The sequence below is a fragment of the Bacillus sp. F9_6S_D1_P_5 genome (genome assembly GCF_054823925.1).
Genome location: NZ_JBTREW010000005.1, coordinates 49544 through 75166 on the forward strand (window position 1 = coordinate 49544; position 25623 = coordinate 75166).

The following is a 25623-nucleotide window of genomic DNA, read 5'->3' on the forward strand; positions in this document are numbered from 1 at the left end:
CTACTCATTTCCCTCTTACGTATGCTATTATGGAACATATTCAACATGATAAAAAGTACGTACTTTAAAGTGCTATAGGCACTTTTTAGTAACATTTAAATGATTTAGCTTCTTTTGCTGGAGAACTGAAATCTACATTCATCAAAGGAGATTTTTATATGAAGAAATATAATATTCCCGTTGAAGCCACGTTAGAGGTTATCGGCGGAAAATGGAAAGTCGTTATTCTTTGCCACTTAACGAAAGGTACAAAGAGAACGAGTGAATTAAAACGTCTTATGCCTGGTATTACACAAAAGATGTTAACACAGCAATTACGCGAGTTAGAAGATGATGGAGTTATTCAAAGAAAGATATACAACCAAGTACCACCGAAAGTAGAATATTCCCTTACAGACTACGGTTGGTCTTTAGAATCCATTCTTGATTCTCTTTGCACTTGGGGCGAATGCCATCTTGAAAAAAGCGGTAATACATCGATGCTAATTACAGAAGGTGAACAATAAAAAAAGGAAAAAATGAACATAAATTTGTCCATTTTTTCCTTTTTTTATTTATATATACGTACATTTCTAGCTTTAACAAAATAATTTATGCGCTTTCATGCCTTGTCAGTACTACGTTATACGCTTAATATCAAATAATTAGGAATCATTTTTATGTTAACATAGGTGCATATAGTATATAATATAGGATATATATTATATACACTTTCCGATAAAGGAACTTTCCATTATGCGGACAAGCCATGTATCGGACAGTTCATAAATAATAGGTAGGACATTATGGTTTTGGATTTATGATTTCAGCTTACTTGCTGGCATAAATTTAAAGGCATTTTATTGTGCTTTGTGAAACTTTGTATAAAGTTTCGCAAACGTTTACTATCTTACCTATCAAAAATAAGAGTATTGCTATCGTAAAGGAGAATTGGAGATGCCAGAAACTATGACTCAAACAAAGCCAGAACAAGAAACTGTACAAATTTCTGCTAGCCAAGGACAACTTGATGTACTTGATCAGTTGTTAAAACCTGAGGTACAAGAATCATTAACAACACTAGTAGAACAGCTTCCAAAATTAACTGAGCTTGTTAACATTTTAACTAAGTCTTATGACTTCGCTCAAACTGTTGCTACTGATGAAGTATTAAAAAGCGACACTGTTGGTGCAATCACAGAGCTTGTAGAACCTGTAAAAGATACAGTGAAAAGCATGGCTGCAACTGCTATCGAAGCGAAAGATCGTGCTGACGAAAGCAACGAAGTTATCGGCCTGTTCGGTCTATTAAAGTTACTAAAAGACCCACAAGCACAAAAAATGTTCCGCTTTGTGAACGCATACCTTCAAATTAGTGCAGAACGTAACAATAAATAATTTAACTTATAACAACAATTAGTAAAGACGGGGGATATCATACTATGTCAAAACAAATTGTCATCTTAGGCGCTGGTTATGGCGGTCTTCTTGCCGCTTTAAACGTACGTAAATATTACAGCAAATCAGAAGCACAAGTTACAGTGATTAACCAATACCCAACACACCAAATCATCACTGAATTACACCGCCTTGCAGCTGGTAACGTGTCTGAGCAAGCAATTGCAATGCCACTTACAAAGCTTTTCAAAGGTAAAGATATCGATCTTAAAATTGCAACAGTTGAGTCATTCTCAGTTGATAGCAAAGAAATCAAACTAGCTGGCGGCACTACTTTATCTTACGATGCACTTGTAGTTGCTTTAGGAAGTAAAACTGCTTACTTCGGTATTCCAGGACTAGAAGAAAACAGCATGGTATTAAAATCTGCTGCTGATGCGAACAAAATCTACAAACACGTTGAAGACCGTATTCGTGAATATGCGAAAACGAAAAACGAAGCTGATGCTACAATCGTAATCGGTGGTGGCGGATTAACTGGCGTAGAGCTAGTTGGTGAGCTTGCTGACATTATGCCTAAACTTGCAAAAAGCCACGGCGTAAATCCAAAAGAAGTTAAACTTCTTCTTGTTGAAGCAGGTCCAAAAATCCTTCCTGTATTACCAGACCACTTAATCGAACGTGCAACTACTAGCCTAGAAGCACGCGGCGTTACATTCTTAACAGGTCTTCCTGTAACAAACGTTGCTGGCAATGAAATTGACTTAAAAGACGGTCAAAAACTTGTTGCTAACACATTCGTGTGGACAGGCGGCGTACAAGGTAACCCATTAATCGGTGAATCAGGTCTTGAAGTAAACCGTGGTCGTGCAACAGTTGATGCATACCTACAATCTACTTCTCACAAAGACGTATTCGTTGCTGGAGACAGCGCTGTTGTCTTCGCTCCAGACGGACGTCCATACCCACCAACTGCACAAATCGCTTGGCAAATGGGTGAGTTAATTGGATACAACTTATACGCAGCACTAGAAGGCAAAGCATTCGAAGAGTTCGCACCTGTAAACTCTGGAACACTTGCTAGTCTAGGACGTAAAGATGCTGTTGCTACAATCGGAGCAAGCAATACTCCACTTAAAGGCTTACCAGCATCATTAATGAAAGAAGCAAGTAACGTTCGTTACTTATCACACATTAAAGGTCTATTCAGCTTAGCTTACTAATCTGAATATAAGCCCGAATCATGCCCTGCATGGTTCGGGCTATTTTTGTCCGTAATTTCCTCTAACTTATTTATTCGGCGGATGAAGAATATAACCCTTTTAATTATCTAAATTTACTGATTATTTTATGTCTAAATTGTGTATATGAAAGGATGGAAGTATTCTTTCTACCCCCATCCTTTCACACAAACTATTCTCCTAACTTCACTAAGCTGTAATTCTTCTTCCCTTTACGAATAATAATAAATCGTCCATCAAATGAATTCTCTACAGTAACATCCGTACCCACATCTGTTACTTTTTCGCCATTCATCGAAATAGCTCCGTTATTAATATCTTCACGTGCTTGTCGTCTAGATGGTTCAATCCCTAAATCAACTAGCCATTCTACGATGTTTTTCGTCTCTTTTGAAGACTGAAACGTTGGCATCTCTTTAAAGCCTTGCTCAATTTCATCAGCTGTTAACGATTTAATATCTCCGCTAAATAACGCTGCGGTAATTTTCACAGCTTGCAGGAATGCTTCTTCTCCATGAACGAATTTCGTCATTTCTTCCGCTAATACTTTTTGCGCTTCACGTTTATGAGGTTCTGTTTCTACCTTCACTACCAATTCATCAATGCGCTCTTTCGTTAAGAACGTAAAGTATTTCAAGTATTTAACAACATCACGATCATCTGTATTCACCCAGAACTGGTAAAATTCAAACGGTGTTGTTTTTTCAGGATCAAGCCAAACCGCACCACCTGCTGATTTACCAAACTTCGTACCGTCTGATTTCAATAATAACGGAATTGTTAGTCCGAACACTCTCGCTTCGTGCCCTTCTAACTTACGAATTAAATCTAAACCACTCGTAATATTGCCCCATTGGTCACTACCGCCAATTTGCAGTTGAACATCTTCTTTCGTGTATAAATGATGGAAGTCCATCGCTTGCAAGATTTGGTACGTAAATTCTGTGAAAGAAATTCCTGTATCTAAACGACTTGCTACAATGTCCTTCGCTAACATGCTATTAATGCTAAAGTTTTTTCCGTAATCACGTAAAAATTCGATAATGCTTATTTCATGTGTCCAGTCGTAGTTATTTACCATCTTCACTTCGCTATTTCCGCCAAAATCAAACAGCTTTTTCATTTGCGCTGTTAACGCATCCACGTTATGCTGAACAACTTCTAACGTTTGAAGTTGACGTTCTGATTGACGTCCGCTCGGATCACCAATTGTTCCTGTTGCCCCGCCAATTAAAATAACTGGATGATGGCCAGCTAACTGGAATCTCTTCATCATCATAAACGGAATCAAATGTCCAATATGCATACTATCACCAGTCGGATCAACTCCGCAGTATAGTGAGATCTTTTTCTCTTCTACTAGCTTACGTAAACCGTCTTCGTCTGTCTGTTGATTAATGGCACCGCGCCATTCTAATTCATCAATAATATTCATCTTTTGTCATCCCCTCTATTTTTTGAAAACAAAAAGTCCCTATGTCTATGACATAGGGACGATTATTCACCGTGTTACCACCCAGTTTGTATAAATAGCATAGCTACTCATACCACTCTTAGCAATAATATCGATTGCCAATCCGCTTAGCATTACCTAAGATACTCCAGAGTGTAATTCGCAAGTTTGTTTGTGCTAGGTTCCAGCAACCCCTAGCTCTCTCATTAACAGTGACAAACTGCTACTGGGCTCTTTCAACGTATATTATTTGTTAAATTATTAGCCATTATATTGAATTGAAAACAAATTGTCAACAATACCCAAATGTTATTTTAAAATAATTCATATTTTCATACGTATTTCGTTACTCTTTATCTTCTCCAATAATCCTTACTTCTCGCTCTAACTTCACGCCAAATTTCTCTTCAACTGTCTTTTGTACGAAGTGAATTAAATCAATGTAATCTTGTGCTGTTCCGTTATCCACATTCACCATAAATCCAGCGTGTTTTAGAGAAACTTCCACTCCGCCAATTCGTTTACCTTGTAGTCCTGATTCTTGAATTAATTTACCAGCAAAGTTATTTGGTGGGCGCTTAAATACGCTACCACATGAAGGATATTCTAGAGGCTGTTTTGATTCACGTTTGAACGTTAAATCATCCATTTTTGCTTTAATTTCTTCACGTACACCTTCTTCAAGTTCAAATCTCGCTTCAAGAATAATGTAATGGTTGTTCGCAAATACACTCTTACGATATCCAAATTCAAATGCTTCTTTCGTCAAAGTACGTAGCTCTCCATCACCTGTCATTACAACAGCTTCTGTTAATACAAACGATACTTCACCGCCGTAAGCACCAGCATTCATATATAATGCTCCGCCAACTGAACCTGGAATACCACAAGCAAACTCAAGACCCGTTAAATTATGATCTAATGCAATACGTGATACATCAATAATTGCTGCACCGCACTGTGCTACAATTGTCGTTCCTGTTACAGTCACACCTGTAATGTGAGTTAAACTTACTGTAATCCCGCGAATTCCACCATCTTTAATAATGACATTCGATCCATTTCCTAAAAACGTAACTGGAATATTATATTCGTTAGCATATTTAATAACTTGTTGAATTTCATCATAATTTGTCGGTGCAACGAACACATCTGCTTTTCCACCAACTTTAATATGCGTATGATTCTTTAACATTTCATCTTGTTTCACATGACCTTCAGGCAATACCGTACTTAAATATTCATAAACCTCTTGCATATTCATTTTACGATTCCTCTATTTCTATATTCTTTTTATCCCGTTATACGGGCCCATAATATCCCCACATACATGAACGAACCTAAAGTGGTGGATACAGTGTACCCAAAATCAATTCGAGACACCTATAAACCTCTTAATTTATAAGAGGTGCCACTCATATTAAAATATATATTGCATAATAAAGCAACCCAAATAGGCTACTAAACTTGACATGTCATCAGAAAGACAACAATTTGTAAAATATATTACTTTTTCAACACACTATCCTTCAGTATCTTACTATACCATACGAAAATAAAGTGGTATTTTTTTGTAATCTTTACTTTATTTTCATTACTAAAAAAGGGATGCTTTTACCTATGTAAAAGCATCCCTTTCATCACTTATTTTAATTTACTTTTCGTTCTCTTCTTTTTCCTTATCAAACCATAATAGCTCATCGTCATCAACTTCACCATTATAATTGATTAAAATTTCTTCTCCCGCTTTTATATCTTTGTAAGCAAAGAAGTTAAACGTATGATTCTCGAAGACAATCTCATACGTTGCATTCGGATTATATGCATGATTAAATAACATACCGTATCCTAACAGGAATGCCGTATGATTTACCCCATACTCAAATGCGTAGTCAGCAAGTAACGTTTTCTCAATGTGTTCGTGCTGTTCATTCGGATAAGAGATAACTGGTGCTGAGTGAATCAGCTCACCCTTTTTAATATCACGAGTTGCAAATACACCTCTATTAAATTCCCCATCACTAAGTTCAGAAGTCTTAACTTCGATCATATGCGTCACCTATATAATTCTTTCTTTGAAGTATTTTAATTCCGCTATTAGCTGAATTTTATCTCCTTAAGCTTGGCAGAAAACGAACAGAAAAGCAATTAAATTCCGCTCAAGTATTCGTTTAAATGAAAAAAGAGCACACATTGGTGTACCCTTTTAGAACCCGATATTACTTTTCTAAAATATTTTCTAGCAACTTCACTTGCTCGCTAACCGTATGTAACGTCTTCACTGATATATCATTTCGATGTTTTTCTTCTTCCACACTTGCTAACACTTCTTCCGTAGCCGCAGAAGTTTGCTGAATTACGTTAGAAGCATGTGTAACATCCTTTACGATATTCGTCGTTTTAACTTGGAAACTTTCTTGATGACCAACAATCTCTCTCATTACATCATTAATTGCATCAATAAACTTTCCTAAATCCGTTACGTTTGTTAAAACGCTTGTTAACATTTCGTTACATTCTTCTTGTACTCTTTCTGATTTCTCTACCTGCACTTCTACCTTACTTGCTTGATTACTAAATTCCTTCAAAATACTTTGAATTCTTCCCGCAGAACGATTCGATTCTTCGGCAAGCTTTAATACTTCATTCGCTACAATAGCAAATCCTTTTCCATGCTCACCTGCTCTTGCCGCTTCAATATTTGCATTTAAAGCTAGCAAACTCGTCTGACTTGAAATATTCGTTATTACATCTACAATTTCATTAATTTGCTTCGACTGCATCATTAAATCTCTAAATATAATTCCTGATTGTGAAACAACATCATTTAAACTTCTCATATTTGCTTCAAAATTTCGTAAAGTATGTACACTACCCTTTGAAATTTCTAAACTTTCATCAACACGAATCGAGGCATTTCTTACTTGAGAAATGATTTGTTCAATATTTCCCTCCATCTCATTCAATACTTCTACTGAACGATGCATCATCTCTGATTGTGATTGAGTGCCAACTGCTACCTCTTCAAAAGCGAAATTAATTTCACCCATCGACTCCATCGATGTATTCATATTTTGTCTTAAATGATTGAAATTACTATCTAGTTTCACAACCGTTTCTTCAATAAGTCTTTGCGTTTCTTCTAACTCCTGAGCTTTCCTCATTACTTCTTGCTTCTCATCACTTAAACGAGCTAGCAGATTAGAGCCAATCTTCGTTACACCCCACATCGCAATCGTTACAATTGCTAACAAGCTTGCGAAGTTTGCAGCTTCAGATGCTGCTGTATAAGCAAAAAATTGCTCCGGCCAATAACTACAAAGAATAAATGTGATTACAACCGCTACCCCGCCAAGAATAATAACGAGACGTTCACTTAAATAAATGAGTGAAACTGCTAATGTAAAATAGACCATTTGAAATACAGCCGGACTTTCATTAAAAGCTTGTACCATAATGAAAGACATAATAAGCAGCATAAATGTCATGATATATTTATACATCGCTTCCATGCTTTCTATAAAAGTAAGCAGCGTTCCAAATACAACAACAGAAATACCACAAACCCAAAAAGCTATTGCTCTCTCTGTAAAAATATATCCGTAATACCCAATCGCGATTATTCCAAGGAAGAAACTACAAATCGTAATAAACAGCAATAAATGATTTTTCTGTGATTCTTTCTCAAGGTTAGAAAAACAAGTCTTCTTTAACCACTCCATATATAAAGTCCCACCTTCTGCACTTAATTACTTCAGCTTAAATACCGCACTCACTGGGTTATGATCGCTATTTTCAAACTTTAAATCTTTCCCTTGTACATTTACAATCTCCACATTCGGTGAAACGATAAAGCCATCAATAATCGTGACGAAGTTTTCACCCTCCACATATTTCTTCACATCGTCTCTCACCGTCATAACAGACGGATCTACAGCCCACTTAAAGCCACCATCAGTAAAGTCCTTTGGTAACTCTACTAACCACTCAGGACGCTCCTTCACAAACTTCGGATCACTTAATTGAACGTCAGAAAGTAACTGATTCCAATCTCCGCCCATTATTACGTAATCACCATTTTTATAATGCTTGTTCATATATTCTTTTAAATACTCTACTTGCTGCTTTCTAATTTTCCCGCCTTCATCATAAGCAGACAAATGTAAATTTACGAGTCTAACAAATTTCCCATTATTAACAGGTACTTTGTGCTCAACAATCGCTCGATCTAAATCAAACAAACGCTTCGGCCAAGGCTCCATTCCAGGAAGCTGGAACCTCTCCGCTGTTTGAACTTTATATTTAGAAAACGTACTTAATCCAGCCTCCGCATATCCCATTGGACTTGTAATTGGAACAGGGACCCATTTTGTATCATAGTTCTTCCCGAATGACGATGCATAATCAGGTAATTCCTTTTTCAAAAATTCATGCCCATTTACATCAAAAGATCGCAATGACTTTATATCAACTTCTTGTAATAACGTAAAATCACTATTCTCATTTTGTAAAAACGAAAGCATATTCTTTAAATTCGTTTCCGTTTGCTCTTTACTACTTGAACCAGATCCCTTTCCGCCATCCATAAAGAAATCTTGATCCTTATCTAATCCACCATATCCAATGTTAAATGTTGTAACCTTAAACTCATTGTCAGGCGCTAATACGCGCTCCTGATTATTTTTCATCTTCAAGCTTATAACATCAGCCGGCTGTTCTTTTGTAATTGTCATATACGCTAAAAAACCACCTAAAATGCAAGCTCCTATCAAAACACATATAAGTACTATTTTTAATAATTTCTTCAAACAAACGACTCCTTTTCTAAAACTATCAAATTTACTTTTCTTTATTTTCAGTCAACTAAAAATAAATGACAGACATACGAAACATTTTATCATATCAAAAACCCTATATCACTATATTTAGTTTATAAGAGAAAATTCCCTATCTTAAACCATCACACACATACAAAACGACTCCACTTCTTCACTGGAAATTCAATGCGATTTTTAGTACACTATATGTAATAATTATAGGCGATGGAGTTCGCCTTAACCGCTGCTTAGCTAATGACTCCTACCAGTATAACTACTGGTAGGAGTCTATTTTTTTGAGCAAACTACTTAAAGAGGTGAAAATATTGATTTATATTATTGTCGGCATAGCCGGTATATTAGGAGCCCTCTCTCGTTATTATTTAGGTCTTACTATTCATACTTCATGGCATCATTCATTTCCACTTGCTACATTACTCATTAACTTAATCGGCTGCTTCTTATTAGTGTTGCTAACTACGTATATAGCTCGGCGAAATATCTTGCCTTCAGAAATTATTACAGGCATCGGGGCTGGATTCATCGGTTCCTTTACGACGTTTTCGACATTCAGTGTAGAAACTGTACAATTAATCAATCATTCTGAATGGAGTACGGCTTTCTTATATGTATCGTGCAGTATACTTGGTGGCCTCACTATGTCTGCTCTTGGCTATACACTAGGTGATTTCTTAATTAAGAAACACCTTACGGAAGGTGATCACTTATGATAGAAGCTTTATTAGTGGCAGTAGGCGGATTTTTCGGTGCGATTACAAGATTTGCAATTAGCAATTGGTTTAAAAAAAGAAATAAAACCTCATTTCCAATTGCTACATTTCTCATTAATATAACAGGCGCATTTTTACTAGGATATATAATTGGCAAAGGAGTCACTACAAGCTGGCAATTATTATTAGGGACTGGATTTATGGGGGCATTCACGACATTTTCAACATTTAAGATCGAATCTATTCAGCTCTTCAACCGTAAAAACTTCGGTGTACTATTTTTATATGTAAGCGTAACTTATATAATTGGTATCGCCTTTGCATTCCTTGGAATGAAGTTAGGCGGAATATAAAAAAAGAAAGCGACTCTAATCAGTCGCTTTCTTTCATAAGAAGTATGTCCCGCCATATGGAATGGAAAATAAACCGGCCGGATGCACATCGTAATGTATAATTTGCATCGGAGGCTGTGAGTACGACATATACTGCCCTTGCATCATTTTTAAAAGTTGTGCTTGTTGCTGCATTTGAATAACTTGATTCACAGCATGAATAGTTCCCTGTGCCCCAGCCAGTGTAATAGCTGCTCCTACTTGTCTACCATTATAAAAATAATGATTCATTATGATTCAGCTCACTTATTATTTTTCTTCCATATTATATGTTTCTATTTCATAGTAGGTGTTTTAGCTCATAAAATTCCATTTGCCGTAAGCTAATAACCTATCAGGCTAGCCCCACAGACTAAAGTTCTATTTTGTCTATTACTGTTTTTTCAACTTCGAAGTAATAACTCCAAATAGTAATACACCAATACCACTAAAGAACAATAAATAACTTATTGGTACTAGGAAAAAGAAAGGTTCTATAAGCAAACCATTATCCGCTACTTTACTAGTTGCCCCGTGCATTAATAAACAAGTAACTCCTAACGATAGCAGTACGATAGCTAATAAAAATTTATTTTTCATAATATATTCTCCTTTAACTTCATAATTCATTTATTTGTATTCCTTTTTACTACCATCATAATAAATTCAATAAAACTATAAGTCAATAATTTTTTATTGTTTTTCGATAAACTATTATTGATTTGTAATTAAAACAAAAGGTTTATGAAGCACCTTAAATCGCCTCACAAACCTTTTTAATCATGAATATTTACACTTCAAAATTCTTACTTACTACAACATAAATCGCACACAACAATACGAACATCCCAGCATAAATTAACAAAATTTCTACACGAAACATATCAGCCAATGGGCCAAATATAATCATTCCTAAAGGAAGTGCGCATGAATTAGCGATTTGTACAAGACTAAACATTCGTCCGTGCATGGAAGGTTCTACTTTTTCCTGCAATAACACGGTAACCGGTGTATTGAAGCACGGCATTGTTATACCAATTAAAAAGTTAAATGCTAAATACATAATAAATACCGGAGCAATCCCTAATCCAATCATAAGTAATCCATACAACGCACAGGCTAGCGCTGTTGTATGCATACGATTACGGAAACCACCCCACGCTGCAATCAATATGCCACCAGCTGCCGCTCCCGCACTAAAAGTCATCTCGCTAGCAGTAAGTCTCCACATTTCTGCACCGAAAGAACGAGTTACCATTAAAGGTGTTAAAAAGGCAGCTGGACTTATTAAAATCATGACAATAATTAATAAAACGAGTAGCCTTTTAATCAATTCATTTTCTTTTAAATAAGCAAACCCTTCTTTTATGCCTTGTAGATTAGATTTTTGCTTACTCTCTGTATTCACATGTCTCTCCACTTGAATGATAAACATAATACTAATTCCAATCATAGCCGTAATAACATCAATAAAAAATGTCATTTCAATGCTAGCAATAGAAAGAATTGCAGCACTTGCTGCTGGCGAAAGAAACATAATTAAAGATGTAATACTGCTATTCATCCCATTTACTTTCATAAGATGATCTTTCGGAACGATTTGTGGGATTAACGCATTCACAGCTGGCGTTTGTACCCCTGTCCCAGCTGAACGAATGAGTAGTACTATAAAAAGTAACCAAATACTTTTATATCCAGTTAAAAATAAAACTGCTAAAACTAACGTAGCAATTGCTATAACCCCGTCCGATAACATAATCATCTTTTTACGGTCATAACGATCAATCCAAACACCCGCAAATAAAGAAATCGCAATTTGTGGTAAGAAACCACAAACGGTCGAAATGGTCAACATTAATCCTGACGATGTCGTTAAGGTGATATACCATATAATCGCGTATTGTACGAGAGATGAACCGAATAACGAAATCATTTGAGCGGTTAAAAATAATATAATTTTTGTTTTCCAATTGTTTTCAATCATATGTTTCACACCCCCTTAACTAATCCTGTCTCTATATTAAAAATACTATCTGTCCAATCAAGATAAAAACTCGCCTCATGAGATACAAGTATAACGCTCCCCTTAAACTGTATTAACGCCTTTCGCAAAGCTTCTTTCGCTTCTGCATCTAGATGATTTGTCGGTTCATCTAAAATTAAGAAATTACAAGTTGATAATAACAATCCACATAATTTAACCTTTGATTGTTCACCACCACTCAACGTACGAATTTCTTGTGAAACATGAGTATCCTTCACACCACATGCAGCTAAATGATGACGTATTTCTTTCATATTCAGTTTAGGAAACTGTTCTGAAATAATTTGAAGCGGTGTTAAAGAATCATTATTCCAATTTAAATCTTGCTCATAATATCCAATCTTTATTTGCTCTGAGAAGTGAAATTCTCCAGAAATGCTAGCAATATTTCCAACGATTGTTTTTAATAAAGTAGATTTCCCCACTCCATTGAACCCTGTAATAACAAGTTTTTGCCCACCCATTACTGAAAAATTCAATTTTGGTAAGAGAGCAAAATCGTAACCCACTTCAAGGTTATTTACTTCCAGAACTGTCTGAACTGAAATGGGAAGTTCCTGAAAATGAATAGACGGTTTATGAGTAAAACTTGGTGGTGCAATTCTTTCCATACGTTGCAACTGCTTTCTACGTCCTTGTGCTATTTTTGAATTTACCCCAGCAATGTTTCTACGAATATACTCTTCCGTTTTTTCAATTTTCTTTTGCTGTGCATAATATTGGCGTATATAATCTTTTCGCAAATGCTCCTTTTGTCTTACAAAATCTGAGTATTTGCCGTAATACTTCTTCACCGTTCCAAACTCTACATCACATATGCAAGAAGTCACTTTTTCTAGAAAATCAAAATCATGTGACACGACAATAAACGCCCCTTCAAAATTCATTAAATAATTAGCAAGCCATTCAACATGCTCTTTATCAAGAAAGTTTGTCGGTTCATCTAGTAATAAAATATTAGGCTCTTCTAATAAAAGCTTTGCTAAAATTACCTTTGCCCGTTGTCCTCCGCTTAATTCACCAATAACACGATCCATCCCAATAGCATCAATACCTAAACCGGCTGCCACCTTATTTATTACACTATCTACTGAATAAAAATCGCGAGCTTCAAGCTGCTCTTGTATTTCAGCTGCTTTCAATAGTTGCTTCTCATCTCCAGTCATCGCACTTTCTTCATATAACTTATTCATTCTCTTTTCCATTTCAAACAAATCATAAAAGGCTCGCTTTACATATTGTGAAATGGTATAGCTCCCATCAATTTCTGCATATTGATCAAGATGTCCAATTTGAATATTAGGTTGCCACTTAATGCTCCCCTTATCAGAAATAATTTCCCCCACCAATATTTTCATTAATGTACTTTTTCCTGCACCATTCTGTCCAACAATCCCCATATGTTCCCCTTTATGCAAATCAAAAGAAGCATTTTCGTATAATACTTTATCTATAAAACTATGTGATAAACTTTCAACTTTAAGTAAACTCATTTTTATTCCTCTTTTCCTGAAATTAAAAAAAGCAGAGAGATAGCGTCATTCGACACTAGCCCTCTGCTTCGTGATTTTTCCCATACTACTCCAAATTACAGTAAAAGCTCATTGGAATAATATACACAAAGGGCCATAGACAAAGCATTGTCTATGGCCCCTTAATCTATTTTATACATCAGCTGAAAAACCATAACGAAATAAGCATAGGTAAACTATACTTTTTTTCGAAAAGTTATTCAGCCGATGAATATAGGGGATTTATACCCCTTGATTAAGCTCCGTACAACGCTTCACCGTATACATTTGTGCGGAGCAAAGTTTTCTAATGAGTTTTACAAATTTTATATAAAGCATGTTCTGCACCTTCCTTAATACTTAAAAGGGATTTTAGCACACTGTTTTATGAAGCGTAAACATTACTTCCAAATTATTCAACTACTTATTTTTAAAATATTCCTTTTGGAACATACACATTCTTATCGCATTATGATAGTTACCATCAACGAAAAACTCGTCTAAAAGCTCGCCTTCCACTATAAATCCAACCTTTTTATACACATGGACTGCTTTCTCATTTTCTTTATCCACAACTAAATAAATCTTATGCATATTTAATACAGAAAAAGCATAATCCATCGCTAAACGCGTCGCCTCTGCTGCGTAGCCATGCCCTTGATAATTCGGATCAATAATAATTTGGAATTCTGTTCTACGGTGAATATAATCGATTTCCACTAACTCGACCAATCCAACCATCTCATTATCTTTTTCAACGATAAATCGGCGTTCACTTTGATCATGTATATGTTTATCGTATAAATCCTGCAGCTCCACAAATGCCTCATACGGCTCTTCAAACCAATACGACATAATATGGGCATTATTATTTAGTTCGTGTACAAACTTTAAATCTTCTCGTTCTAAAGGACGTAACTTCAATTCCTGACTCATCGCTATAACCTCCAAGTAAAAGAAACCTCTTCACTTAATTTCTCAATTTTTTTCAATTTCAAACGCCCTATTTATATTGTAAACTTTCAAGCGACTTTAAGGTCAAGATATAAAAAAATAGTGCAAACATATGCCTGCACTACTCTTTTCTCAAATCTCTCATATTTGATATGTATAAAGCGATAACTAAAACAAGAATCGCTCCTGCGTATAATAACGTCTCCATCGGTTCCTCATGAGATACGATAATTAAACGAATTAACGCCGTAATTCCGATATAAATAAAATAACGTAACGGGAAATGATAGTTCGATTTGAAATACTTAATAATTAATGCAATGAACTCGAAGTATAAGAAATAAACGATAATACTTTCAACTAATTTGTATGACGTATACTTCTTCGCTGAAAATATGTATTGAATAAAAGTAATCGTCTCGTTAATTAAAAAGATAGATAAGACAATGGATAATATAATTAACGCTATGTTTAATATCCACTGTAAAACACTTGCGATAAAATGATCGATATTAAATTTCATTTTCTCTTTAAACTCCCCTTCGTATAAGTACGTATTTATTATAGCAAAATTATAATAGAAGGTGAGTTAAATCATATTTTCGTCCTTTGTTGTTGCCCGTGTGGGGGATGTTCATTGTTTGGAGGAGTCTTTTGACAGTCGCACTTGATTGAACGTGAAGAAATTTCTTCAACTGCATATTTGTACAAGTGACACTAATAAGAAGTGCATAATCTTTTAAAGCAAATTCATGTGCCACTTTAGAGATAGTTTTACAACTCGAACAATACCACCCTTTTTTCAATTTAAACATTGGAAGTATAGAACAAACCTCACATTGTACACCGTTTAACAACTCTCCTTTTTTAATTTTAAATTGTTCAAGGATATTTTGCCGTAATGGAGCGTGATTGGCTACTATTTGACAAATAAGATTGTCTACATTTTTTATAGCTTTTTTCTTATATTTACTCTCAAACCATTTTATTTTATTAGGTAAATTTGCACTGTGAATAATTTTATTAAGGAGATTATCGTCTGAAGCTTTAATGATAGTTCGGGGATTACTAATCACAACAAGTGATTCAATTGGAAAACGCGAAAACCCATTTAAACTTAACCATTTTCTAAGCTGTTCCTCTTGCCTTTTCACTTGTAAAATCGGGTTTGGAAATCCTTCTGAATTCCCCTCTGATATTCTAATAAGCTGATTAAACTTTGAATCAAATAATAATGTACCCGCTATATTTTTTATTTCGAGGAAAAGAAGAAAATAAGCGGAAATTATAATCGTATCAATTTGAAAGTGGTGATTTTGGTCAAACAACCTTATATCGTGTAAAATACGATATTTTTCCTCTGATAGAAAACTTAGCGGATAATTAATAGCTTGTTCACCTTTATAACCAGCCTTATGCTTCGCTAAACTTTCTACAATCATATCTCGTTTCAGATGATGAGCGGGTAATCGTCTCAATAACGCTTCTAATTGCTGTAAATAAATCGGCATTTGTCGTTCTTTCACAATCATCTTTAGCCCTCCCCAAAATATATCAACGATTTTTCAAATATATCGACGATAACTCACAATATATCAACGATTTTTTCAATATATCGACGATTCGACAGAGAATATCGACTTACCGACAAGAAACGACACAACAAGCACTCATAAAAACCCTAACCCCAGTATAGCACCACATATAAAATCGCACTGTAAACATAATATTAATCACACCTTTTGATTACGACATTTTAAAAATGAGAGAATAGCATTCACCGTATGTAAAAGAACTTTTTTATAAATACAACCTCATATTGTGAACATCATGGGCAATCGCATAAAAAAACTGCTGCCTATAAAATATAGACAGCAGCTTTTTTTGCATACTCATTTTTTAACTAATAAACAGCAATCGGCCCATAAGGACCTTTGATAATTTCTATTTTCGTTTCAAAAATATCTGTTAAAAGTGTTGGGTCCATAACCTCTTCTACTGTTCCAAAAGCAGCAATTTGTCCATCTTTCATAGCACAAATTTTATCAGAGTATTTAGCTGCAAAATTTATGTCATGCATAACAGTCAAAATCGTTCTTCCAAATTCATTAGCTGCACGTCTCAAATGCTCCATCATTTGAACAGAGCGCGCAACATCAAGGTTGTTCAAAGGCTCGTCCAAAAGTACATATTCAGTCTCTTGGCACAATACCATTGCTACATATGCCCTTTGTCTTTGACCACCAGAAAGCTCATCTAAATATCTATTCTCTAAACTAGTTAAATCTAAGAAATCGATATATTTAGAAATAATAACTTCATCATCTTTAGTTAATCTTCCCTTTGAATACGGAAAGCGTCCAAATCCAACTAATTGTCTAACAGTAAGCCTCGTTACAAAATGATTTTCTTGTCGCAATATAGTCAAAATTTTTGCTAAGTCTTTTGATTTGGATTCGGAAACATCCATATTCGCTACTTGAATTTGACCTTCATCCATATCTAAAAGTCTTCCAATCATCAAAAGTGTCGTAGACTTTCCAGCGCCATTTGGTCCAATTAAAGAAGTAAAGCCCGCTTTTGGTATTTCAATATCCAAAGGTCCTATTTTCACCTTATCAGTATAGAACTTTTTAACATTATCAATTTTTATCATAAAGCCCTCTTCCTTAAAACTATAGTTAAGAATATGATTCCACCAAATAATTCAATAATAACTGAAACTACACCTTGAGCATGGAATACATGATACATTAAAAAGTATGCACTCGTCATTATCAAAAATCCTATAGCAAAAGCCATTGGGAAAATATATCTATGATCATAAGTTGACGCCGCCTGATAACTCAAAGTTGCTACTAAAAAGCCGTAGAAAGTAAGTGGCCCAATTAGAGCTGTTGAGATGGACATCAAAATAGCAACTAATACAAGCGTATAAATTACACTAGGTTGATATTTAACCCCAAAAGAAGTAGCAACATCCTTTCCTAATGACAAAACATTCAACTTCTTAGAATGAGCAAAAATTAATACTGCTACAATTATGATCATAGGAATTACAATAGGAAAATATGCAGGGTCTGCATGATTAACAGAACCAAATAATCTCGCTTGTAAAATATCAAACTCTGAAGGCGCAAGTAGTTTTCTCATGAAAGTTGACACAGAATTTAGCCCGGTACCAATAATAATTCCTACTAAAAGCATAAGTTGTAAATTCCCGTATTTACCGGAAAGTAACCATCCATAAAGTATCAAACTCATGAAGACCATCACAACAACTTGAAATAAAAATGATCCAATTCCATTAAAGTTTATTAATGCACTAGCACCAAAGAAGAATATTGTACTCGTTTGAATTGCTGAATAAAGTGATTCGAAACCTAAAAGTGAAGGAGTAATAATCTTATTATTCGTAATAGATTGGAAAGCAACTGTCGATAAGCTATGGCAAACTGCAGCAATAATCATTGCAACAATAGCTACTATCCTTCTCTGAACAACTGGGATAAAAGAAGGTGAATCTATCGGAACTGGGTTGTTATAAACTAAAAGTCCATATGAAGAAAGGAGACCTAAAGCAATCAATGTTATCAGTAAAATCCAATAACGTCTTGCTTCCTTCTTAGAACGAAAAGCACTAGCTGATCTACTTGCATTATGAAGGCTAGAATCGATTTCGACATTTTCTTTATTTTTATATTCTAATGTGATCATCGCAGCCTCCTTGGTTTTCTTTGTCTCAATAGAATAGTAATAAACACGACCGCTCCCACTGTTGCAAGTATTAAAGAAACAGGGACTTCAAAAGGCTTTATAATTGTTCGAGAAATGATGTCACAGGCAGTTATTGTCCCCATTCCAATCACACAAACCCAAGGTAAATTACTTCTAAGATCATCACCTCTAAACATGGAAACAATATTTGGCACAATTAATCCCAAGAAAGGTAAGTGTCCAATAACAGCTGCAACAATTCCAACTGCAACAGAGATAAGAGCAGTCCCAAAAAGAACAATTCTATTGTAATTAACGCCAAGGCTTGTTGCGACATCTTCTCCTAGTCCAGCTAAAGTCAATCTATTCGCATACATAAAAATAAGCAGAGTAATGATAACAATCAGCCATAAATATTCATACCTTCCCACCTGAATGTTAGCAAATGAACCTACGAACCAAGTTTCAATACTTTGCGTCATTTGAAAAAGAAGTCCCATAAAAGTAGACACTGCAGAAATAACTGCTCCGAGCATCAATCCAATAATCGGGACAATTAAAGACGAACGAAGCTTAACTCTTCTTAAAAATAGAAAGAAAATCATAGTTCCTATAAAAGAAAAAATGATTGCACCAGTCATTCTTTGGACTAAAGTCGGGGCAGGAAATAATAAATACACAAAAAGCAGGCCTAAGCCTGACCATTCAATAGTACCCGTTGTAGTAGGTTCAACAAAGCGATTTTGTGTAATGAGTTGCATTACGAGTCCTGCCATCGCCATTGCAGCTCCAGTAAGCATTAATGCAACTGTTCTCGGAACACGAGTGATGAAAAACATCTCCATTCCGTCCTCTTGTCCACGAATATCATAAACTCCAGTAAATAGTGATATAATCCCTAAAATTATAACAACTATAACCGCTATTATAAAAGGTTTTGTCCATATTTTATTGTGATTATAAAACTGGGGTTGAGAAATATTCTCAACCCTAGAAATCATATTTTTTGACACTGTTTCGTACCCCTTTACACTACTTAGCTAAAGTTTTTGCAAGATTTCCAAATAACTCTACATAAGTCTGAATTGATTCATTTGTGTAAGTATCTTCTGGTGCATAAACAACTTGTTGTTTAGAAACAGCAGTTGTGTTTTGAAGAGCTGGTGATTTAGAAATAACATCCTTAGCAGGTGTTGATTTAGCTGCATCAGATGTTGCAGCATCACGATCTAATACGAAAAGCCAATCAGGATTTGTTTGTGCAATAGCTTCAACAGAAACGTCATCACCTTTATGACCTGCAGTAGAATTAGACACTTCTAATGCTGGAGTCCAACCGAAAATTTCATACATTGGTCCCCAAACACGACCAGAATGTGGAGCAGCAAAACCAATATTCCCACCAGTAACGATAACACTCATAACTTTATCTTTTCCGTTATAAGCAGATTTTGCTTTTTCAATAGATTTATCAAAATCAGCTACTAATTGTTTAGCTTCTTTATCTTTATCAAAGATTTTTCCTAGAGTAGTTGTAGAATTTTTAAGTCCATCTACTAAATTTTTTCCAGGCGTAGTAGATTTCTCAGAAACATCAAAATTAAGATCAATAACAGCTGCATTTGGCACTAACTTTTTGATTTCTTCGTAATGATCAGCAAATCTTTGACCAACGATTACAAGTTCAGGGTTTGCCGCTGCAATAATTTCAAGATTTGGTTCGCGGTGATTACCAATATTTTTAACTGTTTTATCATTTTTATACGCTGAATCTGCAGGCATAATATCCTGTGGAGCAGCCGCTAATTTAATTCCCCAATCAGCTAAAGTTTCAAACGTTCTATTATCTAAAGCAACTACATTCTTTGGATTTACAGGGACTTTAACAGTTCCATGAGCATCAGTGATTTCAACCGTTTTTGGCTTATCACTACTATCACCTTTATTAGCTTTCGAAGTTTCCTTACTTGAATCTGAGCAAGCTACTAACATTAAAGTGAAAATTGCTAGAATACTTACTAATTTTAAAAGCATAGTTTTTTTCATACGTATACTCCTTATTATGTAATTTAGTTCGAAAATGATAAAGTCCATAGATTACATTAGATAGTAACTTTTATACATCTAAATTGCTATTGATAATCATTTTCATTTGAACATCCTGATAATAAGTATAGTCGTTAATTATGTGAAAATCTTGTGAATGGTGTGAATTCATAAAATCAAGCTCAAAAAGTAATATGTGAAGTCAGGCATGTTGATTTACCTTCATTAAATACTTTCTCAACGAATGCGAGAGAGTCCTCTCCTCCAAAATAACTAATAGATAAGCGACTTCCCTTACAAGACACGCCCATTAATAGCTAATATTTCTCAGAAACTATTTGAATATCATATTTAATAAAAAATGAGTAAAACTGAATGAAATAGTTTTACTCTTTTTTCTATTATCTTATTTTTATCATTCAATCATTGAATAGCCTCTGCCATGTATCGTTTGAATATATCTGTCTTTTTTCTCACACTTTAACTTTTTTCTTACATACCCAATATATAAGTCTACTACATTCGGATTTACTACTACATTATCTCCCCAAACCTGGTTCAAAAGTATTTCACGGCTCAATATTGTATTTTTATTCTTGATTAAAAATACAAGTAAATTGTACTCGCGCTTAGTAAGCACGAGGTTTTCGCCACTTTTTTTCACAATATTGCTAGATGCATCAACAAAGAGATCTTTAAACTGAAAAAAGTTTGTCTCATTTTGCTGAATATATTCACTTCTTCTTAAAATAGCTTGAACCCTTGCTACTAATTCTTCCTTCACAAATGGTTTTCTAATATAATCATCTGCTCCTGCTTGTAACCCTGCTATGCAATCCTTGCTGGAAATATTGTCGGTCACAATAATGATTGGTGTCGTTTTAACAAGTCGTATTTGTCTGCAAATTTCTGGTCCAGATATACTTAATGAATCCCAATCCAATATGATAATATCCCAATCTTGTTCATATACTATATTTAAACCTTGGTTTTCATTGTGAAGTTTTAAAATGAAATAGCCTTCTTGCGATAGACCGCTTACGATTTTCTTCGCTAAAGACCTTTCATTCTTAATTACTAACACCTGCTTCACCGATGGTTCACCTCTACTTCAATATAACTTAGTTACATAAAAAATTATCCCCAAAAAATAATTTAAGATTTATAAATGTTAAATTCCTAAAAAAGCCATTATAACAGCTTATTAGGAGCACTCTATATAATCTTACAATAGATACGGATAAAAACACAAAGGATATGAAGATTCAAATACATATTATGTAATCATTAAAGGCATCTATAGTATCTATCTGCTTATCAGCAATAACTATTACTTCATTTTCTGTTTCAAGGGGACCGCCCCACCTCTATCAACTTCAGCATTTTATAAAACTACAAAACAAAAAGAACCATACCCCTGCCAATCTGGCAAAGTTATGGTTCATATCATACAAAATAAAAAACCACCAAACAGTTATGTATTGGTGGAGACGGTGGGAGTCGAACCCACGTCCAAAAATATCGGCACTTAAGCTTCTACGAGTGTAGTCGATATATTAGTATTTCGCGAACTCTTCAGCCTATCGACAGGCTTCCAAGTTGCTAGTCTGGTTGTTCTCTTCCTTTGTCCTCAGACGGCGAACTCCGGCGTAGTCCACTTAGTTTGAGTCCCTTACCCTACCACATGGACGATGGAGGGAGGAACCTTTAGTGCAATTAAGCAGCTAAAGAAAGATTGTTTTGTTTGCCAATTATAGGCTTTGACGTTTTAACGAGGCCGATCCCCTCGACTCGCAACCTAAGCTCGAACTATCCCTGTCGAATCCGTAACGTCCCCATGATAAAAATGGAGCATACGAAGAAATTTCGTGATAGCTACTAAGAGCTGTTTTTCAATGTGCAACAATCTTACATAAGTTATTATATCATACGCGCGCCGTTTTACAAATGTAAATATATGTATTACATCTTTTGACGATCACGGAACGCGCGGGCAATTTCACGTTTTGCTTCTTTCTCTTTTAAATCGTTACGCTTATCATATTGCTTTTTACCTTTTGCTAAACCAAGTGCCATTTTCGCGAAGCCATTTTTCAAATAAATTCTAACTGGAACTAATGCATAGCCTGTTTCTTTTGAAGCACCCGTTAACTTCTCAATTTCTTTTTTATGAAGAAGTAACTTTCTTGTGCGAAGTGGATCATGGTTGAAACGATTCCCTTGTTCGTACGTACTAATATGCATATTATGAACCCATACTTCACCATTATGTACACGAGCAAATGCATCTTTCAAGTTCACACGTCCAGCGCGAATCGACTTAATTTCCGTTCCTTGAAGGACAAGCCCTGCTTCGTATGTTTCTTCAATGAAATAATCATGAAAAGCTTTTTTATTTTGTGCAATAACCTTACCTGTACCCTTTGGCATATAACGTCCCTCCTCTATTTTTACTATTGTAACAAATGTTATAAAAAAGCGAAAGTGGCTCGCTCAGAATCTTTGGACATTGGAACTCCCGACAGAGAAGCGCTTTTTGCTTCGTCCGAGGGAGTGAAATGGCCAATAGATTCTAGCCACTGTAGCTGGATTACATTAGAAAGCGAAAGTGGCTCGCTCAGAATGTGAGGTGGATGGAGCTTCTGACCTTGAGGCGCTTTTTGCCTCTTGGGAGGAAGCGAAGCCGCCGAACATTCTAGCCACTGTAGCTGGATTACATTAAAAAGCGAAAGTGGCTCGCTCTCAAACCACCAATAAAAAAGAAAAGGCCTCGCTTTTCATCAAAGCGAAGCCATTCTTTTCTTACTTACGCTTTTTCTTTTTCTTCTTGAATCCTGGTACATTTTCGAAGAATGCTTTTTTCTTCTTGCCGTTACCATCTTTTTTCCCTGGCTGACTAGCTGATGCTGATGTGGACGCGGAAGCTGTTCCTCTTCCTTTTCCTTTGCCACCACGGTCAAATTTTCTACCTGTTCCACGTTCTCCGCCGCGCTCATTACTGCGCTCACTGCGTCCACCGCGTTTCTTTCTGCCTGTTCTTGGCTGTTCGATAACGACTGGGCGATCTTTGAACTTACGACGAGGCGTACCTTTCATGCCAACGATTTCAAAGTCGATTGCACGCTCGTCTTTGTTTACGTTAATAACGCGAATTGTAATTTCGTCTCCGATGCGGAATACGTTACCTGTACGTTCTCCGATCATTGCGAAATGCTGCTCGTCATAACGGTAGTAATCATCCGTTAAGTAGCTAACGTGTACAAGACCTTCAATCGTATTTGGAAGCTCTACGAATAAACCGAAGTTTGTTACAGAGCTAATCATACCATCATACTCTTCGCCGATCTTATCAACCATATACTCTGCTTTTTTCATTTCGTCTGTTTCACGTTCTGCTTCAACAGCACGGCGTTCCATATTAGAAGAATGCTCTGCAATCTCAGGTAAGTTTTCACGCCATTTTGCTTGTGTTTCATTGTCGACTTTACCATTAATGATGTATTCACGAATTAATCTATGAACGATCGTATCTGGGTAACGACGAATTGGCGATGTGAAATGCGTGTAGAACTCAGTTGATAAACCGAAATGTCCTAAGCTATCCGCATCGTAACGCGCTTGCTTCATTGAACGAAGCATTACTGTTGAAATAACTACTTCTTCAGGCTGTCCTTGCACCATTTCAAGAATTTGTTGCAGCGCACGAGGATGTACTTCATTTGCACGCCCTTTTACCGCATATCCGAAGTTCGTTACAAACTCGAAGAAACGCTCAAGCTTATCTTCTTTCGGATCTTCATGGACACGGTACATGAATGGTACGTTCATCCAGTGGAAATGCTCTGCTACTGTTTCATTCGCAACAAGCATAAATTCTTCAATTAACTTCTCTGATACAGAACGATCACGCATAACAACGTCTGTCGGTTTTCCTTCTTCATCTACTAATACTTTCGCTTCTTTAAAGTCAAAGTCGATTGCACCGCGGCGCATACGTTTTTCACGTAGGATTTGTGCTAATTGACCCATCTCTTTAAACATCGGTACAAGCGGCTCATAGCGCTTAATTAATTCTTCGTCCTCATCTTCTAAAATGCTTCTTACGTCAGCATACGTCATACGCTCTGTCGTTTTAATTACACTTTGGAAAATCTCATGTTTTACAACGTCACCTAAGTTGTTGATTTCCATTTCACAAGATAATGTTAGACGGTCTACTTTCGGATTTAATGAACAAATACCGTTAGATAGACGGTGCGGAATCATCGGAATTACACGGTCAACAAGATATACACTCGTCGCTCTCTCCGCTGCTTCTACATCAATTGGAGAACCTTCTTGCACGTAATGACTTACATCCGCAATATGAACGCCAAGCTTGTAATTACCGTTCTCAAGTTTCGTTACTGTAACAGCGTCATCTAAATCTTTCGCGTCTGCACCGTCAATCGTTACGATCATTTGGTCACGCAGGTCACGACGATCTTTTAAATCTTCTTCTGAAATCGTTTCTGGTACACTATTTGCATGCTCCATCACTTCTTCAGGGAATGCTAAAGGTAAATGATGTTTATGAATAACAGATAAAATATCTACTCCTGGATCATTTTTATGACCTAGAATTTGAATAACTTCACCTTCTGCACTTAAACGATTCTCTGGATAGCTCGTAATTTTCACTACTACCTTATGACCTTCTACAGCACCCATTGATGCGCTTTTCAAGATAAAGATATCACTCGTCCAGCGCTTATTGTCAGGTATAACAAATCCAAAGTTTTTCGATTCTGTATATGTACCAACTAGTTCTTTCGTGCCACGTTCTAAAATGCGTACAATTGAACCTTCTTGACGCGAACCGCTCGATTGAGAACTAAGGCGTGCTAATACTGTATCGCCATGAAGTGCACCGTTTAATTCTGTAGGCGGGATGAAAAGATCATCGTCTCCTGTTTTCTTCTCGTCTGGTACAACGAATGCAAAGCCACGTGCATGTCCAATTAACTTACCACGTACTAAATTCATTTTTTCAGGAAGACCATAACGATTGCTACGCGTACGAATAACAAGTCCCTTCTCTTCCATCGTTACAAGTGCCTTTACAAAATCTTTAAAGCCTTCAGAACCTTCAATTCCAAATGCCTCTTCTAACTCTTGTATCGTTAACGGTTTATACGCTTCTTCTCTCATAAATAATAACAACTTATCAATATGTTCTTGTGTGATTTCTTCCAAGCAAAAATACCTCCTTTAAAACCTTATATTATTTAGTGTATCCGAAAGATAGGGGATGTATAAAGCGAAACTTCAATACTCCCCTTATGATTTTTACAGTTTTCACAAAAAATTCCTTATGAAAAA

24 protein-coding genes, 1 other RNA gene, 1 riboswitch and 1 other annotated feature are annotated in these 25623 nt (G+C 35.8%); of the genes, 5 read left to right on the top strand and 20 right to left on the bottom strand.

Going from position 1 to position 25623, the window contains the following annotated elements:
• Positions 1–158: 158 nt before the first annotated feature.
• From ACUXEY_RS08055 to ACUXEY_RS08065, 3 genes are all read left to right on the top strand, one after another.
• A complete protein-coding gene (locus tag ACUXEY_RS08055; protein WP_166702676.1) occupies positions 159–506 on the top strand; it encodes a winged helix-turn-helix transcriptional regulator in 348 nt (115 codons plus the stop codon).
• A gap of 430 nt (positions 507–936) precedes the next feature.
• The gene (locus tag ACUXEY_RS08060) at positions 937–1377 is read left to right on the top strand and encodes a DUF1641 domain-containing protein (RefSeq protein WP_001115309.1); all 441 of its coding nucleotides are present in this window, start codon (positions 937–939) and stop codon (positions 1375–1377) included.
• 44 nt (positions 1378–1421) lie between these two features.
• Positions 1422–2600, top strand: a complete 1179-nt coding sequence (locus ACUXEY_RS08065; RefSeq protein ID WP_000043198.1) for an NAD(P)/FAD-dependent oxidoreductase — start codon at positions 1422–1424, stop codon at positions 2598–2600.
• A 190-nt stretch (positions 2601–2790) separates the two neighbouring features.
• Here the strand turns inward: ACUXEY_RS08065 and tyrS are convergent, their stop codons facing one another.
• The 5 genes from tyrS to ACUXEY_RS08090 form a co-directional block, all read right to left on the bottom strand.
• The gene (tyrS, locus tag ACUXEY_RS08070) at positions 2791–4053 is read right to left on the bottom strand and encodes a tyrosine--tRNA ligase (RefSeq protein WP_166702677.1); all 1263 of its coding nucleotides are present in this window, start codon (positions 4051–4053) and stop codon (positions 2791–2793) included.
• Positions 4054–4104: 51 nt separating this feature from the next.
• Positions 4105–4320: a binding site (T-box leader), on the bottom strand.
• A gap of 97 nt (positions 4321–4417) precedes the next feature.
• Positions 4418–5335 (bottom strand): UDP-N-acetylmuramate dehydrogenase, encoded by a 918-nt coding sequence (gene murB, locus ACUXEY_RS08075; protein WP_166702678.1) that lies wholly within the window; start codon positions 5333–5335, stop codon positions 4418–4420.
• A 390-nt stretch (positions 5336–5725) separates the two neighbouring features.
• Positions 5726–6121: an SET domain-containing protein gene (locus ACUXEY_RS08080; protein ID WP_000573651.1), complete on the bottom strand. Its 396-nt coding sequence runs from the start codon at positions 6119–6121 to the stop codon at positions 5726–5728.
• Positions 6122–6290: 169 nt separating this feature from the next.
• A complete protein-coding gene (locus tag ACUXEY_RS08085; protein WP_166702679.1) occupies positions 6291–7793 on the bottom strand; it encodes a DUF4077 domain-containing protein in 1503 nt (500 codons plus the stop codon).
• Positions 7794–7820: 27 nt separating this feature from the next.
• The gene (locus tag ACUXEY_RS08090) at positions 7821–8879 is read right to left on the bottom strand and encodes an endonuclease/exonuclease/phosphatase family protein (RefSeq protein WP_461300439.1); all 1059 of its coding nucleotides are present in this window, start codon (positions 8877–8879) and stop codon (positions 7821–7823) included.
• Between the two features lie 221 nt (positions 8880–9100).
• A riboswitch (Fluoride riboswitch) is annotated at positions 9101–9160 on the top strand.
• A gap of 54 nt (positions 9161–9214) precedes the next feature.
• On the opposite strand from ACUXEY_RS08090, the gene crcB (ACUXEY_RS08095) reads away from it, so the two are divergent.
• Positions 9215–9619 (top strand): fluoride efflux transporter CrcB, encoded by a 405-nt coding sequence (crcB, locus tag ACUXEY_RS08095; RefSeq protein WP_461300529.1) that lies wholly within the window; start codon positions 9215–9217, stop codon positions 9617–9619.
• Entirely contained in the window at positions 9616–9972 is a 357-nt protein-coding gene (gene crcB / locus ACUXEY_RS08100) for a fluoride efflux transporter CrcB (protein ID WP_461300440.1), read from the top strand. Before crcB (ACUXEY_RS08095) ends, crcB (ACUXEY_RS08100) begins: the two co-directional genes overlap by 4 nt.
• A 33-nt stretch (positions 9973–10005) precedes the next feature.
• On the opposite strand, the gene ACUXEY_RS08105 is transcribed toward crcB (ACUXEY_RS08100), so the two are convergent.
• From ACUXEY_RS08105 to rnr, 15 genes are all read right to left on the bottom strand, one after another.
• The gene (locus ACUXEY_RS08105; RefSeq protein ID WP_461300530.1) at positions 10006–10245 is read right to left on the bottom strand and encodes a DUF3947 family protein; all 240 of its coding nucleotides are present in this window, start codon (positions 10243–10245) and stop codon (positions 10006–10008) included.
• Between the two features lie 138 nt (positions 10246–10383).
• The gene (locus tag ACUXEY_RS08110; RefSeq protein WP_166702683.1) at positions 10384–10590 is read right to left on the bottom strand and encodes a DUF3955 domain-containing protein; all 207 of its coding nucleotides are present in this window, start codon (positions 10588–10590) and stop codon (positions 10384–10386) included.
• Between the two features lie 190 nt (positions 10591–10780).
• Positions 10781–11974 (bottom strand): MFS transporter, encoded by a 1194-nt coding sequence (locus ACUXEY_RS08115; RefSeq protein ID WP_461300441.1) that lies wholly within the window; start codon positions 11972–11974, stop codon positions 10781–10783.
• Positions 11975–11979: 5 nt separating this feature from the next.
• Positions 11980–13527 carry an ABC-F family ATP-binding cassette domain-containing protein gene (locus tag ACUXEY_RS08120; RefSeq protein WP_461300442.1) on the bottom strand — a complete coding sequence of 516 codons (1548 nt, stop codon included), beginning with the start codon at positions 13525–13527 and terminating at the stop codon, positions 11980–11982.
• Between the two features lie 438 nt (positions 13528–13965).
• Positions 13966–14481 (bottom strand): spermidine N1-acetyltransferase, encoded by a 516-nt coding sequence (speG, locus tag ACUXEY_RS08125; RefSeq protein WP_000076820.1) that lies wholly within the window; start codon positions 14479–14481, stop codon positions 13966–13968.
• Positions 14482–14620: 139 nt separating this feature from the next.
• On the bottom strand, positions 14621–15022 hold the full coding sequence (gene psiE, locus ACUXEY_RS08130; protein WP_000671174.1) for a phosphate-starvation-inducible protein PsiE: 402 nt from the start codon (positions 15020–15022) through the stop codon (positions 14621–14623).
• A 49-nt stretch (positions 15023–15071) separates the two neighbouring features.
• Positions 15072–16031, bottom strand: a complete 960-nt coding sequence (locus ACUXEY_RS08135) for a nuclease-related domain-containing protein (protein WP_461300443.1) — start codon at positions 16029–16031, stop codon at positions 15072–15074.
• 371 nt (positions 16032–16402) lie between these two features.
• Entirely contained in the window at positions 16403–17155 is a 753-nt protein-coding gene (locus ACUXEY_RS08140; RefSeq protein WP_048542468.1) for an iron ABC transporter ATP-binding protein, read from the bottom strand.
• Positions 17152–18216, bottom strand: a complete 1065-nt coding sequence (locus ACUXEY_RS08145; protein ID WP_461300444.1) for an iron chelate uptake ABC transporter family permease subunit — start codon at positions 18214–18216, stop codon at positions 17152–17154. The genes ACUXEY_RS08140 and ACUXEY_RS08145 overlap by 4 nt, the downstream gene beginning before the upstream one ends.
• The gene (locus tag ACUXEY_RS08150; protein WP_000042068.1) at positions 18213–19229 is read right to left on the bottom strand and encodes an ABC transporter permease; all 1017 of its coding nucleotides are present in this window, start codon (positions 19227–19229) and stop codon (positions 18213–18215) included. The genes ACUXEY_RS08145 and ACUXEY_RS08150 overlap by 4 nt, the downstream gene beginning before the upstream one ends.
• A gap of 19 nt (positions 19230–19248) precedes the next feature.
• Positions 19249–20262 carry a siderophore ABC transporter substrate-binding protein gene (locus ACUXEY_RS08155; RefSeq protein WP_166702691.1) on the bottom strand — a complete coding sequence of 338 codons (1014 nt, stop codon included), beginning with the start codon at positions 20260–20262 and terminating at the stop codon, positions 19249–19251.
• 415 nt (positions 20263–20677) lie between these two features.
• Positions 20678–21355: a response regulator transcription factor gene (locus ACUXEY_RS08160; protein WP_461300445.1), complete on the bottom strand. Its 678-nt coding sequence runs from the start codon at positions 21353–21355 to the stop codon at positions 20678–20680.
• A 389-nt stretch (positions 21356–21744) separates the two neighbouring features.
• Positions 21745–22099, bottom strand: a transfer-messenger RNA (tmRNA) gene (gene ssrA / locus ACUXEY_RS08165).
• A gap of 125 nt (positions 22100–22224) precedes the next feature.
• On the bottom strand, positions 22225–22692 hold the full coding sequence (smpB, locus tag ACUXEY_RS08170) for an SsrA-binding protein (protein ID WP_001123922.1): 468 nt from the start codon (positions 22690–22692) through the stop codon (positions 22225–22227).
• Between the two features lie 372 nt (positions 22693–23064).
• Positions 23065–25497: a ribonuclease R gene (rnr, locus tag ACUXEY_RS08175; protein WP_166702693.1), complete on the bottom strand. Its 2433-nt coding sequence runs from the start codon at positions 25495–25497 to the stop codon at positions 23065–23067.
• Positions 25498–25623 lie beyond the last annotated feature (126 nt).

Excerpts from the sequence above, each read along its gene's own strand:
- ACUXEY_RS08135 (WP_461300443.1), bottom strand. The coding sequence starts at position 16,031 with ATGATTGTGAAAGAACGACAAATGCCGATTTATTTACAGCAATTAGAA.
- murB (WP_166702678.1), bottom strand. The coding sequence starts at position 5,335 with ATGAATATGCAAGAGGTTTATGAATATTTAAGTACGGTATTGCCTGAA.
- ACUXEY_RS08080 (WP_000573651.1), bottom strand. The coding sequence starts at position 6,121 with ATGATCGAAGTTAAGACTTCTGAACTTAGTGATGGGGAATTTAATAGA.
- ACUXEY_RS08140 (WP_048542468.1), bottom strand. The coding sequence starts at position 17,155 with ATGATAAAAATTGATAATGTTAAAAAGTTCTATACTGATAAGGTGAAA.
- speG (WP_000076820.1), bottom strand. The coding sequence starts at position 14,481 with ATGAGTCAGGAATTGAAGTTACGTCCTTTAGAACGAGAAGATTTAAAG.
- psiE (WP_000671174.1), bottom strand. The coding sequence starts at position 15,022 with ATGAAATTTAATATCGATCATTTTATCGCAAGTGTTTTACAGTGGATA.
- ACUXEY_RS08120 (WP_461300442.1), bottom strand. The coding sequence starts at position 13,527 with ATGAGTTTACTTAAAGTTGAAAGTTTATCACATAGTTTTATAGATAAA.
- ACUXEY_RS08065 (WP_000043198.1), top strand. The coding sequence starts at position 1,422 with ATGTCAAAACAAATTGTCATCTTAGGCGCTGGTTATGGCGGTCTTCTT.
- ACUXEY_RS08060 (WP_001115309.1), top strand. The coding sequence starts at position 937 with ATGCCAGAAACTATGACTCAAACAAAGCCAGAACAAGAAACTGTACAA.
- ACUXEY_RS08115 (WP_461300441.1), bottom strand. The coding sequence starts at position 11,974 with ATGATTGAAAACAATTGGAAAACAAAAATTATATTATTTTTAACCGCT.
- ACUXEY_RS08055 (WP_166702676.1), top strand. The coding sequence starts at position 159 with ATGAAGAAATATAATATTCCCGTTGAAGCCACGTTAGAGGTTATCGGC.
- crcB (WP_461300440.1), top strand. The coding sequence starts at position 9,616 with ATGATAGAAGCTTTATTAGTGGCAGTAGGCGGATTTTTCGGTGCGATT.
- ACUXEY_RS08145 (WP_461300444.1), bottom strand. The coding sequence starts at position 18,216 with ATGATCACATTAGAATATAAAAATAAAGAAAATGTCGAAATCGATTCT.
- ACUXEY_RS08110 (WP_166702683.1), bottom strand. The coding sequence starts at position 10,590 with ATGAAAAATAAATTTTTATTAGCTATCGTACTGCTATCGTTAGGAGTT.
- smpB (WP_001123922.1), bottom strand. The coding sequence starts at position 22,692 with ATGCCAAAGGGTACAGGTAAGGTTATTGCACAAAATAAAAAAGCTTTT.
- ACUXEY_RS08155 (WP_166702691.1), bottom strand. The coding sequence starts at position 20,262 with ATGAAAAAAACTATGCTTTTAAAATTAGTAAGTATTCTAGCAATTTTC.
- tyrS (WP_166702677.1), bottom strand. The coding sequence starts at position 4,053 with ATGAATATTATTGATGAATTAGAATGGCGCGGTGCCATTAATCAACAG.
- ACUXEY_RS08085 (WP_166702679.1), bottom strand. The coding sequence starts at position 7,793 with ATGGAGTGGTTAAAGAAGACTTGTTTTTCTAACCTTGAGAAAGAATCA.